General features: G+C 68.8%; 8 protein-coding genes, 1 tRNA gene and 1 pseudogene. 2 read left to right on the forward strand and 8 right to left on the reverse strand.

The window, feature by feature from the left end; genetic code table 11:
* Window positions 1-128: 128 nt before the first annotated feature.
* The 5 genes and pseudogenes from ACH4YP_RS03685 to ACH4YP_RS03705 all read right to left on the reverse strand — a co-directional run bounded on the left by ACH4YP_RS03685 (window position 129) and on the right by ACH4YP_RS03705 (window position 4,874).
* Window positions 129-818, reverse strand: a complete 690-nt coding sequence (locus ACH4YP_RS03685; protein WP_398489170.1) for a hypothetical protein — start codon at window positions 816-818, stop codon at window positions 129-131.
* Window positions 819-1,310: 492 nt separating this feature from the next.
* Window positions 1,311-2,678, reverse strand: a complete 1,368-nt coding sequence (locus ACH4YP_RS03690) for a hypothetical protein (RefSeq protein WP_398489172.1) — start codon at window positions 2,676-2,678, stop codon at window positions 1,311-1,313.
* Window positions 2,679-2,782: 104 nt separating this feature from the next.
* On the reverse strand, window positions 2,783-2,959 hold the full coding sequence (locus tag ACH4YP_RS03695) for a hypothetical protein (RefSeq protein ID WP_398489174.1): 177 nt from the start codon (window positions 2,957-2,959) through the stop codon (window positions 2,783-2,785).
* Between the two features lie 235 nt (window positions 2,960-3,194).
* Window positions 3,195-4,033, reverse strand: a pseudogene (locus ACH4YP_RS03700) (IS5 family transposase).
* A gap of 756 nt (window positions 4,034-4,789) precedes the next feature.
* Window positions 4,790-4,874 (reverse strand) — tRNA-Leu (locus ACH4YP_RS03705).
* A 141-nt stretch (window positions 4,875-5,015) separates the two neighbouring features.
* Between ACH4YP_RS03705 and ACH4YP_RS03710 the strand changes: the two genes are divergently transcribed.
* Window positions 5,016-6,380, forward strand: a complete 1,365-nt coding sequence (locus tag ACH4YP_RS03710) for a DUF2254 domain-containing protein (protein WP_398489175.1) — start codon at window positions 5,016-5,018, stop codon at window positions 6,378-6,380.
* 190 nt (window positions 6,381-6,570) lie between these two features.
* On the opposite strand, the gene ACH4YP_RS03715 is transcribed toward ACH4YP_RS03710, so the two are convergent.
* The 3 genes from ACH4YP_RS03715 to sucC all read right to left on the reverse strand — a co-directional run bounded on the left by ACH4YP_RS03715 (window position 6,571) and on the right by sucC (window position 10,362).
* Window positions 6,571-8,112, reverse strand: coding sequence for an aldehyde dehydrogenase family protein (locus ACH4YP_RS03715; RefSeq protein ID WP_398489177.1), 1,542 nt, complete (start codon window positions 8,110-8,112; stop codon window positions 6,571-6,573).
* A 223-nt stretch (window positions 8,113-8,335) separates the two neighbouring features.
* Complete coding sequence (gene sucD, locus ACH4YP_RS03720; protein WP_398489178.1) at window positions 8,336-9,220, reverse strand: succinate--CoA ligase subunit alpha; 885 nt, start codon at window positions 9,218-9,220, stop codon at window positions 8,336-8,338.
* A gap of 11 nt (window positions 9,221-9,231) precedes the next feature.
* Window positions 9,232-10,362 carry an ADP-forming succinate--CoA ligase subunit beta gene (gene sucC, locus ACH4YP_RS03725; protein ID WP_398489179.1) on the reverse strand — a complete coding sequence of 377 codons (1,131 nt, stop codon included), beginning with the start codon at window positions 10,360-10,362 and terminating at the stop codon, window positions 9,232-9,234.
* 187 nt (window positions 10,363-10,549) lie between these two features.
* On the opposite strand from sucC, the gene ACH4YP_RS03730 reads away from it, so the two are divergent.
* Window positions 10,550-12,235 carry a thiamine pyrophosphate-binding protein gene (locus ACH4YP_RS03730; protein WP_361060748.1) on the forward strand — a complete coding sequence of 562 codons (1,686 nt, stop codon included), beginning with the start codon at window positions 10,550-10,552 and terminating at the stop codon, window positions 12,233-12,235.
* Window positions 12,236-12,238 lie beyond the last annotated feature (3 nt).

Here is a 12,238-nt window from a genome sequence, read left to right on the forward strand (position 1 = left end):
ACCTCTTTTGATCGTCCTCGACCCCACCCGAGCCCGAGAAGGAGGGCAGTTCCGCCTGACGGCAGGCGGGAAGGAGCCCCGGCCAGAGGGAAGCTGACAGGGGCGCCGGCTTTTGTGCCGGAATCGACTCAGACGGGCTGGTCCACGCCCGTCAACAGCACTGCAGCGATAGCGATCAGAGCCTTGGCCTCGTCCCGGCTGTACTTGAACGCCGACGTGACCGCGTCCGCGTGCACCGATCCGCTGGCCTGGTCCTCCACAGCCGTGCGAATCGCCGTCCATCGCTCGTCCTGCCCGCGCTGGCGGGGATCCTTGTTGAGGGGCCAGGTCCACCCACTGTGGAGCCTGACCCACTCCAGGGCCTGGCGGGCTTCCAGAATCGCGCCGTCGATGTCGCTGTCCAGAAGCCGACGCTGCGCGGAGCGCAGATGCTGGGCGGACTCGGCGCGGGGGTCGTCCTCCAGCAGGAACGGGACCTGCATCTCGAAAGCGACGGAGGGGCCGAGGGCGTTGATCTGATCGATCCAGCGGCTCTTGGCGACGCTGAAATGGAGCACCTCCGTCGTGCTGCCGGGATAGCCGGCGGCCTGGGGCAGCGTGCCGGTGACCTCCAGTTCCATCCGCAAGTCTCCGTCGCGGGCCTCGTTGATGGCGTGGAGCTGGGCCGAAGTGATGAGGAACTTCAGGACCGGGCGCTCGATGCCGATCTCGGGGGTGAACGGCAGCATCTCCGTCACCCGCCCTACGAGCGTCCGCTGGTACGGGCTCCGGACGCCGTAGAGGTCAGCCTGCAACGCCAGGAACCTGCCAGCCTTCAAGGCGACACGAGTACACCGGTGCCCAAACCTCCACCACTCCACCGCAGACCGCGTCTTACCTCACGGCAGTTGCAAAGCCGCGGGCAGATCAACAACGCTGTGTCCGATCAATCCGAACCAGCTGAGAGGCGTCGCCTGCTCCTCTGCTCCTGGGACTTTCAGGGACTTTCAGCGCTGTCCGAGGGACTTTTCGCCGCCTAGCGCGGCAAGCCCCCGAAAGGCCGGAAAGGGCCTCCGGCGCAGGTCAGAGGCCCTTTCTCCGGCAAAGCCGCAGGTAGCGGCAGACGAGCCGGGCCGTACGCCGGGTTCTGTCAGAGGTCGGTATGTGAGTTGACAGGTGATTTGTCGCCACCTGAACATGGGACTGCGGCAGCCCAGCCGGTCGGCGGCCTCGGGCGTGCTGGGCGGAACACCGTGAGCGAGCGCAAGCCCTACAAGGCACGTGAACCTCCAGCAGGTCACGATCATGCCGATCGGCAAGCTTCGTAACCGTCAAGGGCGGACCAGCTGACGCGTGATGCCAGCGATCACCGCGGTGGCGAGGATCCAGCCGGCGACGATCAGGCCGTAGGCGACGGTCTGCCCCGGGCCATGCGGACTCCACGCGGTCTCCTGGCCGAGGTTCACCACCGGTAGCAGGAGATCCAACGTGTAGGCAGGTGCCGAGAAGGGCGGCGGGTCGTCGCGGGCGGCACTCGGAGGCGTGGCTGCGAAGAACACGGTGCCCGCGGCCAGCAGCACCAGTAGCCAGAGGCCGGCCAGCCATGGTCGGTATCCGTAGCCGACGAGCAGGTCCTGGATCAGGCCCCATGTACGGCCAGGTGGTGCGAGCGTCCTGCGGCGCTCGCGCTGCTTGTGCAGCAGGACACGCCGGGCGTCCTCGTCGTGGCCGATTCGCCGGTAGTGCGCCGCGAGTTGTTCGAGGGGCTGGGGTTGGTAGTCGTTCCGGCCGCGGGAGAGCCAGTCAAGTCGTGCCGGTGCGGGGAGGCGAGGCGCCAGGTCCTCGTATCGCAGACCGTCGAGCCTGGTTTCCCGTGGCCAGTGCGCCGGGTCGTCACACAGGCTGTCGACCTGTGCCTGGCGTAGATCCAGCACGGTGAGGCGGGTGTTGTCGAGTCGCAGTTCGCGCTTGATCCGTGCGCCACGCAGGTCGAAATCGCCTTCGATTGCGCACGCGGCACGGTCGGCGTTGTACCCGAGGCGGCAGTACATGCCGCTTTCGGCTTCGAGGTTTCTGGCGAGGACCCCGCCGCGGATTGTGGAGCCGTCCAGCTCCGCGTAGCCCTTGATGTGAGCACCGGGCAGCCGTAATTGTCCGTCGAGGACGGCGTCGTGGCAGTAGAAGGCGCCGTCGATCGCGGCGAGATCACCCTGTACCGCGACGTTCGGGGAGGTGAACGTCGAGCCGGAGATTTCCACGTCTCCCGTTCGCGCTCCGTAGAGCGACAGCTTGTCGAGTCGGCAGCCCGCGACCTCCAGTTCCCCGTCGAGAGTGATACGAGCCGCGTTTATGTGGGAGAGGTAACAGCCGCGTAGCCTGACGCTGCGGGTGGTTGCCTCAGCCAGCAACAGTTCGCCGTCGAACACGCAGTGCTCGAACAGGAGCGAGGTCTGCACTCGTGCGCTGGCCAGGTCGAGGTCGCCGGAGATCCTTACCCCGCACAGGGTGAATCGGCTGAGCGAGTCCGCGCCGGACACCAGGGCAGCGATCACTACGGCGCGGACCCGACGGTCCTCGCTCCACTGTTCCGCCTCGTTCGGGCCGTAAGCGTCGTCGGTTCGGAAGTCGACCACCATCTCCTGGCGGGCCCTCGCCACGAGGCGTTGCTCGGACTCGGACAGGTTGTCGGGCATGTCCATGGCCGAAGCATGCCCGACGGCAACCGAGCCCTTAGTCAGCCGCACGTGTGAGGTAGGCCGCGTTTCAACTGGGGTAGGCAGGCTGGTCGGGGGCCGCCGGGCGGCTACGGCCGGGGTTGGGTGAACAAGCCCTGCTCGGTCTCGACCAGGATTCCGCGCTCGGTCAGCCGTTTGAGTTTGAGGCGGGTGTTGTTGATGTTGTTGGGTGCGATCTCCAGGTCCATCGCCTCGCACACCTGCCGCGCCCGCAGCGGCGCGTCGGCCGCGGCGAACACCGCCATGATCTGCTGGTAGGCCGGATGGTCCGGCAGCTTCGGGACCGGTGGCGCGGGCGGGGACGAATCGGGCAGCTCCAGCAGCGTCTTGCGGGTGATCCGGACCTCCTCGGCGGCCCGACCTCGTCCAGCTGTGCGGTCAGCTGCGCGATCTGCTCCCTCGTCGCCTCGGCCTGCGCGGCGATCTCCCCCTCCCGCTCCTCCAGCCGCGCCAGCACCGTCCCGAGGGTCAACTCGCCGGTCATGCGCTGCGCCAGGCCGCTGCGGTGGCCCCGGTCAGACGGCGTAGCATCACCGCGGTCATCGCCCAGTACACTCGCGACTCGGAACTGCGCGGCAGGTGCTCGTAGTCACGCACCAGCCGACGGTGCAGCATCAAGATTCCGTAGGCGCGCTCCACGATCCACCGTTTGGGGATCGGCACGAACCCGATCTGGGCCGAGTTGCGCTCGACGATCTCCACCTCGATGCCCACCTTCTCCCCGTGCGCGACGACGGAGTTCTTGAAGCCCTGGTCGACCAGCGCCTTCTGAACGGTGTCGGTGTCGGCGGCGACCTTGTCCAGCAGCGCGATGCCGGCGGCGTTGTCGTGCACGGACGCGGCGAGCACCACCACCGCGATCACCAGCCCCAACACGTCAACGGCCAGGCCTCGCTTGCGGCCCGGTACTTTTTTGCCGCGTCACGCCCCGTCGACTCCGCGGGCACCCCGGCCGTCGCGTGCACGCTCTGGGTGTCGAGCACCACCAGGCTCGGGTCCGCCTTCCGCCGCGCCTTCTCCCGCACCTGCCAGCGCAGCAGGTCGTGGATGGTCCGGTCGGTGCCGTCGTCGCGCCACTTGGTGAAGTAGTACATCACCGCGCCGCGCGGCGGCAGGTCGTGCGGGAGCAGGTCCCACTGGCAGCCGGTGCGGCCCTGGTAGAGGAGCGCGTTGACGATCTCCCGCATCTCGTACCGGCCCCGGTGACCGCTGACCGAGGGGCGCGCGGCCTTCCACGCGGCGATCACCGGCTCGATCAGCGCCCACTGCTCGTCGGGCAGGTCGGTCTTGTAGGGCTTGCGCTCGCTCGCGGTGTTCAGCCCAGCACGCCCAAGGCCGCCGACCGGCTCGGATGCCGCAGCCCCACACGTTCAGGTGACAACAAATCACCTACCGACTCGCATACCGCCCTCTCATACCGAGCATTCGAGAGGCTGCCCTGCGTTGGAGGGCGTGGAGTATCCCGTGGGGGAGCTGCATTGGGGATCCCCCGTGTGGCGGACTGCGCCGTGCGGCCCGAGCCGTTGCGCGGCAACCTGACTCCAAGCGCGAATGATCGCTTCCAGAACTCTTCGAGAAGCGCGGTGGTTCGAGTGGCGGACACCAGTCGGCGGCGTCCAGCAGTGACGGTGGTAGTGCCCGACGAGCCGCCCGAGCTCAACCCCGCCGCAACGAGGGCGCTCCTGGAGATTCTGCTTGCTGCTCACGAACGGCTTCAGGCTCAGCAACCCGTCACTGCCCGATCCACAGATGCCTCCACAGCCGAGGCGGTGCACAGAACTGACCACGCCTAACAGCAAGGGCGGATCTCACCCCACCATTCCTGCGATACCGATACGAACATCCACGACGCGCGCCGACAACGATGCAGGTCAGAGCCCTGATGCCACAGGCGAGCAGCCCTGACCACACATAATCTCCACATGAACCCGACACGAACCCCCACGCCGAGACTGCGGAGAAACCCCAGGTCAGCGGGGGTACGCCGCCGAGGGATCACGCGTCAGTTTTGGCCACGCAATCGGCACCTCATGCAAAATGCCCGCTCAGCGCGCTAAGCAGGCATTCCGAAGATGTGTCCGAGGGGGGACTTGAACCCCCACGCCCGATAAAGGGCACTAGCACCTCAAGCTAGCGCGTCTGCCATTCCGCCACCCGGACTAGGTGTCTGCCGCCTGGACGGGGGTGTTCCCCGTGGCGACATGGACAACAATACCAAGCTTTCGGAGTGGCTTTCACCTGCGTTTCCTCGCCCCGGCGGGGGTTCCCGACAGGTGCGGAGGGTACGCCTACAGTCTCACCATGGGTGACTGGAAGACTACGGACGGGTTGCCGCGGAGACGGCGGCACCGGGCTCTGTCGCCGCTGCGGGAGCATCTGCGGGACACGTTCTGGTTCGCTCCGACCGCCGCTCTGGTCCTGGTGTTCGTGGTGTGGTCCGCGGCTACGGCGGCGGACGACGCGATCCTGACCGCGCTGCGCGACGCGGGCGACGAGGAAGCCGTCAGCGATCTGCTGGGCATCGCCGAGGACGCGAAGACCGTGGTCACCACGATCAGCGCGGCCATGATGACCTTCATCGGCGTCGTCTTCAGCATCTCGCTGGTCGCCGTGCAGATGGCCGCCGGGCAGTTCAGCCCCCGTGTCGTACGGATCTTCGTGCGGAGCCGGATCACCAAGGCCACCTTCGCGGTGTTCCTGGCCACCTTCGTCCAGTCCCTGCTCGTGCTCACCTCGTACGACAGCCAGCGCGACCCCGCGCTGGTGGCCTCGATCCCGCTCGTCCAGTCCGTCCTCACGCTGATCCTGGTGGCGCTGAGCGTCGTTCTGTTCGTGATGTACGTGAACTCGACGCTGCGGCTGATGCGCGTCGCGCACGTCGTCGACCTGATCACCAGGGAAGCGCTGCGGGTCGTCGCGAGCATGCCGCTCGACGTCTCCGCGGAGGAGGCCGTCGGGGCCGGTACCGGGCCCGGGCGCGGCACCGGCCTCGGTGCCGAGACCGCCCGCATCGCCCATCACGGCCGCGCGGGCGTGCTGCGGGACGTCGACATCGCGCGGCTCGTCCGGATGGCGCGGCAGAACGGTGTCGTGCTGCGGCTCGTCCCGCGGATCGGGGACTTCGTCGTGCCGGGTACGCCGGTGTTCGCCGTACATGGAGGTTCCGCCTCGAAGGCGCTGCGCGCGCTGAGTTTTCAGGTGTCCGTGGGTGCCGAGCGGACGTTCCATCAGGATCTGGGCTTCGGGCTGCGGCAGTTGTCGGACATCGCTTTGCGCGCGCTGTCGCCCGCCGTGAACGACCCCACCACGGCGGTTCAGGCCGTGGACCGGATCGTGCAGTTCCTGTCCTCGGTGGCTCAGCGCCCGCTCGGGGCGCTGTTGCACCGGGACCGGCGAGGCGTCGTACGGCTGGTGCAACCCGTGCCGGGCTGGACGGAGTTGGTCGACCTCGCCTTCACCGAGATCCGGGGGTGCGGGGTGTCCAGTCCTCAGGTCACCCGCCGTCTGCTGGCCGGGCTCGACGATCTCCTGGCTGCCGTTCCCGAGGACCGTCGGGCGCCGTTGGTCCGCCATCGCACGCTGCTGACCCAGGCCGTGGAACGGACCGTACCGGAAGCCGCCGACCGCGCCTTCGCCCTCCACCCGGACCGGCAGGGCATCGGATAAGCACGGCTCTGCCCTCTCCGCCGCCCCGCCGATCGGGCCGTCGCGCGGGCGCGGTCGGGCGGTTGGGCGGTTGGGCGCGAAAAACCAGTCACGCGGTCCGGTGGGCGCGCAAACGACGACACGACCACCAGGCCACCGGCGCCCCCCGAAGCCAGTGGGCGACGCCCCGCACGGCGCCGCCCACTCGCGGTCACGGCATGAGGTGGTACTCCGGGAAGTTGCCCGGCAACCGCTCCCCCGCCGGTCCTCGCGTCACCGCGCGGATCAGCAGTTCGCCGCCCACGAACGCGCCCCGCCAGGACGCGCCGAAGCCGCCGAAGAGCTCGTCGCGGTCGCCGCGCGAACGGGGCTTGCCGTGGCCGACCTTGAACGCGCGGATCTGCGGGGCCAGTCGGTCGTACGTGGCCTCGTCGTCCGTCGACAGGGTCGCGACGAGCGCGCCGTTCGACGCGTTCATCGCGGCGAGCAGCTCCGCCTCGGTGTCGACCAGGACGATGGTGTCGACCGGGCCGAAGGGTTCCGCGTGGTGAAGGGGCGAGGACGGGGGCGGGTTGAGGAGCGTGACCGGTTGGACGTACGCCGCCGTGTCCTGGCCGGGCAGGAAGCGCGCGTCGGCGAGCCGGCCGCGGTGCAGCGGGACCGCGCCCCGGTCGATCGCCTCGGCGACCTGGTCGTGGAGGTCCTTCGCCTTGGCCGCGTTGATCACAGGACCGAAGTCCAGCTGCGGATACGGGTCGTCCGGGTGCTCGACCGCCAGCGGGTGGCCGACTCGCAGGGTACGGACCGCCGGCAGGTACGCCGCCAGGAAGTCGTCGAACAGCTCACGCTGGACGACGAAGCGCGGGTAGGCGGTGCAGCGCTGCTTGCCGTAGTCGAAGAGCTTGGGGATGACCGCCGTCAGCGTGTCCCAGTCGGTGTGGTTCCAGATGCCCCAGGTGTTCAGTCCCTCCTGTTCCAGTACGTGTCGTTTGCCGAGGTCGGCGACGGCCGTGGCCACCGCGGCGCCCGTGTCGCGGCCGCCGACGAAGGAGACGCAGCCGATCTCGGGCGCGCGCACCAGCGCCTCCGACAGCTCGCCCCCGCTGCCGCTGACGAGGGTGACGGGAATCCCCTCGCGCGCGGCGAGTGCGCAGGCCAGGGTGAGACACGCGACGCCGCCGTCGGTCGGGGTCTTGGCGATGACCGCGTTCCCTGCCAATGCCTGTATCAGCATTGTGTGAACGAGCACGCTCATCGGGTAGTTCCAGCTCGCGATGTTGGACACGGGTCCGTCGAGCGGGGTCCGGCCCTCGACCATGGGCTCGATCCCGTCGACGTACCAGCGCACGCCGTCGATGGCCCGGTCGACGTCGGCCTGCGCGAGGCGCCAGGGCTTGCCGATCTCCCAGACGAGGAGGAGCGCGAGCAGTTCGCGGTGCTCGGTGAGCGCGTCGAGCGTGGCCGCGACACGGGCCCGGCGTTCGTCCAGGGGCACGTGCCGCCAGGCGCGGTGGTGGTCGAGTGAGGCGCGTACGGCCTGGTGGGCCGTCAGGCCGTCCAGGCGCGGCGGCCCCGCGATCGGGCTGCCGTCCACGGGGCTGGTGGCGGACAGCGCCCTGCCGTCCGCCTGCCAGGCGGCGCCCCAGAGGTTGAGGACACGGTCGTCCCGGAAGGCTTCCGGCGCCACGGCGAGGCAGCGTTGCCAGGCGTCGGTCCAGGAGGTGTGGGACTTGAGGGTGAGGGTGGGTGCCATTCGGTTGCTCCGCTCTCGGTGCACAGTCGGGGGCGGTAGTGCATGGCTCGTTGCCCGTAGGGAGTACTGGGCGCGCTTGGAGTACCTGGAACGCTCGGAGTTGCTTGGCGTACTCAGAGCGCTTGGTGTACTCGCGTTCGGAGACGTCGTACGAAGGCCGCTAGCGAGGCGAATCGACCTCGGAAAGTAACGTCATTTCAACTATGAGTGACATCACGCTCCGTCATCCGGTCTCGTCCAGTGCGGCGAGGACCAGCCGGGCCGTCTCGGTCGGGGTGTTGCCGACCCGGACTCCTGCCGCTTCCAGGGCTTCCTTCTTCGCCTGGGCTGTGCCGGACGAGCCGGAGACGATCGCGCCCGCGTGGCCCATCGTCTTGCCCTCGGGTGCGGTGAAACCGGCGATGTAGCCGACGACGGGTTTGGTGACGTGGTCGCGGACGTACGCGGCCGCTCGTTCCTCGGCGTCGCCGCCGATCTCCCCGATGAGGACGATGAGTTCGGTGTCCGGGTCGTCCTGGAAGGCGGCCAGGCAGTCGATGTGGGTGGTGCCGACGACGGGGTCCCCGCCGATGCCGACACAGGTCGAGAAGCCGATGTCCCGGAGTTCGTACATGAGTTGGTAGGTGAGCGTGCCCGACTTGGAGACCAGGCCGATGCTGCCCGACTTGGTGATGTCGGCCGGGATGATGCCGGCGTTGGACTGGCCGGGGGTGATCAGGCCGGGGCAGTTGGGGCCGATGATCCGTGTGCCCTTCGCCCTCGCGTACGCGGTGAAGGCGACCGAGTCGTGGACCGGGATGCCCTCGGTGATGACGACGACGAGCTCGATGCCGGCGTCCGCGGCTTCCACAACTGCCGCCTTGGAGAAGGCCGGTGGGACGAAGACGACGCTGACGTCGGCCCCCGTGGCCTCGATGCCCTCGCGCACGGAGCCGAAGACGGGGACGGCACGGTCGTCGAAGTCGACGCTCTGCCCGGCCTTGCGCGGGTTGACGCCGCCGACGACGTCGGTGCCGGCCGCGAGCATGCGCCGGGTGTGCTTCATGCCCTCGCCGCCGGTCATGCCCTGGACGAGGACCTTGCTCTCCTTGGTGAGGTAGATGGCCATGTCCCGCTCCTTCAGCTGGCGTTGGCGAGTTGGGCGGCACGGCGCGCGGCGCCGTCCATGGTGGTGGCCTGCTGGACCAGGGGGTGCGCGCGGTCGTCGAGGATCGCCCGGCCGCGTACGGCGTTGTTCCCGTCGAGGCGGACGACCAGCGGCTTGGTCAAGTGGACCGATTCCAGGGCCTGCACGATGCCGTCGGCGACCGCGTCGCAGGCGGTGATGCCGCCGAAGACGTTGACGAAGACGGACTTGACGGCCGGGTCGGAGAGGATGACGGAGAGGCCGTCGGCCATGATCTGGGCGGAGGCTCCGCCGCCGATGTCGAGGAAGTTGGCGGGGCGCGCGCCGCAGCCGGCTACCACGTCGAGCGTCGACATGACGAGGCCCGCGCCGTTGCCGATGACGCCGACCTCGCCGTCCAGCTTCACGTAGTTGAGGTTCTTGGCGGCGGCCGCCGCCTCCAGCGGGTCGTCGTGCGTGGACTCCTGGTCGCCCCAACGTGCCTGCCGGAAGCGGGCGTTGTCGTCGAGGGTGACTTTCCCGTCGAGGGCGAGGATCTGCCCCTGGGCGGTACGGACGAGGGGGTTCACCTCGACGAGTACGGCGTCCTCACGGATCAGTACGTCCCAGAGCCTGACCAGGACGTCGACGGTCTGCGGGGGCAGGCCCGCGGCGTCGGCGATCTCGGCCGCCTTCGCGGAGGTGACGCCCTCGGCGGGGTCGATGTGGACGCGCGCCACGGCGCCCGGCCGGGTGGCGGCGACCTCCTCGATGTCCATGCCGCCCTCGGCCGAGGCGATCGCGAGGAACCGGCCGGCCGCTCGGTCGAGTACGTAACTGACGTAGAACTCGCTCTCGATGTCGACCGGTTGGGCCAGCATCACCTTGCCGACGGTGTGGCCCTTGATGTCCATACCGAGGATCTGGCGGGCCGTCAGTTCGGTGGCGGCGGGGTCCGCGGCGAGTTTCACGCCGCCCGCTTTGCCGCGTCCTCCGGTCTTCACCTGTGCCTTGACGACGACCCGGCCGCCGAGCCTGCGGGCGATCTCGCGCGCCTCCTTGGGCGAGTTCGTGACCTCCGCCCTCGGCACCAAGATGCCGTGTTCCTCGAAGAGTTCCCTTGCCTGGTGTTCGAACAGGTCCATCTCGGCTCCCTCTTAAAAGTGCCGCACGCCCCCTGGACACCACCCACTGGATGCGGGATAACAAGCTTCATACAGTATTCGTCGACTGTATGCAATGTACCGCGACGGCATCCACGAACAGTGCGCGCACCACGTCCGACCTGCACTTCCGCGCGCCCAATCCCCTACGAAGGGACAGGACTTCGCCATGCCCGACGACAACAGCCAGAACCTCATCTCCGGTGGGCACCTGGTCGCCAAGGCACTCAAAGCGGAGGGTGTGGAGGTCATCTACACGCTCTGCGGCGGCCACATCATCGACATCTACGACGGCTGCGTCGACGAGGGCATCGAGGTCGTCGACGTACGCCACGAACAGGTCGCCGCCCACGCCGCCGACGGTTACGCGCGCATCACCGGCAAGCCCGGCTGCGCCGTCGTCACCGCCGGCCCCGGCACGACCGACGCCGTAACGGGTGTCGCCAACGCCTTCCGCGCGGAGTCCCCGATGCTGCTGATCGGCGGCCAGGGAGCCCACACCCAGCACAAGATGGGGTCCCTTCAGGACCTGCCGCACGTCGACATGATGACGCCGATCACCAAGTTCGCGGCGACCGTGCCGGACACCGCGCGGGCCGCCGACATGGTGTCGATGGCGTTCCGCGAGTGCTACCACGGGGCGCCCGGCCCGTCCTTCCTGGAGATCCCGCGCGATGTCCTCGACGCCAAGGTGCCGGTCGAGAAGGCCCGGGTCCCCGCCGCCGGCCACTACCGGGCCTCGACCCGCTCGGCCGGTGACCCCGAGGCCATCGAGAAGCTCGCCGACCTCCTCGTGCACGCCGAGAAGCCCGCGATCCTGCTGGGCAGCCAGGTGTGGACGACCCGCGGCACCGAGTCCGCCATCGACCTCGTACGCACCCTCAACATCCCGGCGTACATGAACGGCGCCGGGCGCGGCACCCTGCCGCCCGGGGACCCGCACCACTTCCAGCTGTCGCGCCGGTACGCCTTCTCCAACGCCGACGTCATCGTCATCGTCGGTACGCCCTTCGACTTCCGCATGGGCTACGGGAAGCGGCTGTCGCAGGACGCGACCGTCGTGCAGATCGACCTCGACTACCGGACCGTCGGCAAGAACCGGGACATCGACCTCGGGATCGTCGGTGACGCGGGTCTGGTCCTCAAGTCGGTCACCGAGGCGGCCTCCGGACGCATCAACGGGGGCGCGTCGAAGCGCAAGGAGTGGCTCGACGAACTGCGCGCCGCCGAGCAGACCGCCATCGAGAAGCGGCTGCCGAACCTGAAGTCGGACGCCTCGCCGATCCACCCGTACCGCCTGGTCAGCGAGATCAACGACTTCCTCACCGAGGACTCCATCTACATCGGCGACGGCGGCGACATCGTCACCTTCTCCGGTCAGGTCGTGCAGCCCAAGTCGCCCGGGCACTGGATGGACCCGGGGCCGCTCGGCACGCTCGGCGTCGGCGTCCCCTTCGTGCTCGCCGCCAAGAAGGCACGGCCCGACAAGGAGGTCGTCGCCCTCTTCGGGGACGGCGCCTTCTCCCTCACCGGCTGGGACTTCGAGACCCTCGTCCGCTACAACCTCCCCTTCGTCGGCATCGTCGGCAACAACTCCTCCATGAACCAGATCCGCTACGGCCAGGCCGCCAAGTACGGCCTGGAGCGCGAGCGGGTCGGCAACACCCTCGGCGACGTCCACTACGACAAGTTCGCCCAGATGCTGGGCGGTTACGGCGAAGAGGTCCGCGACCCCGCCGACATCGCCCCCGCCCTCCAGCGCGCCCGTGAGTCGGGCAAGCCGTCACTGATCAACGTCTGGGTCGACCCGGACGCGTACGCCCCCGGAACCATGAACCAGACGATGTACAAGTGAGGT

The organism is Streptomyces sp. NPDC020747 (assembly GCF_044334695.1).
In the GTDB taxonomy this organism is placed as follows: Bacteria; Actinomycetota; Actinomycetes; order Streptomycetales; family Streptomycetaceae; genus Streptomyces.

Coding starts and splice junctions, on each gene's coding strand:
- ACH4YP_RS03715 (WP_398489177.1), bottom strand. CDS start 8,112: ATGGCACCCACCCTCACCCTCAAGTCCCACACCTCCTGGACCGACGCC.
- sucD (WP_398489178.1), bottom strand. CDS start 9,220: ATGGCCATCTACCTCACCAAGGAGAGCAAGGTCCTCGTCCAGGGCATG.
- ACH4YP_RS03695 (WP_398489174.1), bottom strand. CDS start 2,959: ATGGCGGTGTTCGCCGCGGCCGACGCGCCGCTGCGGGCGCGGCAGGTG.
- sucC (WP_398489179.1), bottom strand. CDS start 10,362: ATGGACCTGTTCGAACACCAGGCAAGGGAACTCTTCGAGGAACACGGC.
- ACH4YP_RS03690 (WP_398489172.1), bottom strand. CDS start 2,678: ATGGACATGCCCGACAACCTGTCCGAGTCCGAGCAACGCCTCGTGGCG.
- ACH4YP_RS03710 (WP_398489175.1), top strand. CDS start 5,016: ATGGGTGACTGGAAGACTACGGACGGGTTGCCGCGGAGACGGCGGCAC.
- ACH4YP_RS03730 (WP_361060748.1), top strand. CDS start 10,550: ATGCCCGACGACAACAGCCAGAACCTCATCTCCGGTGGGCACCTGGTC.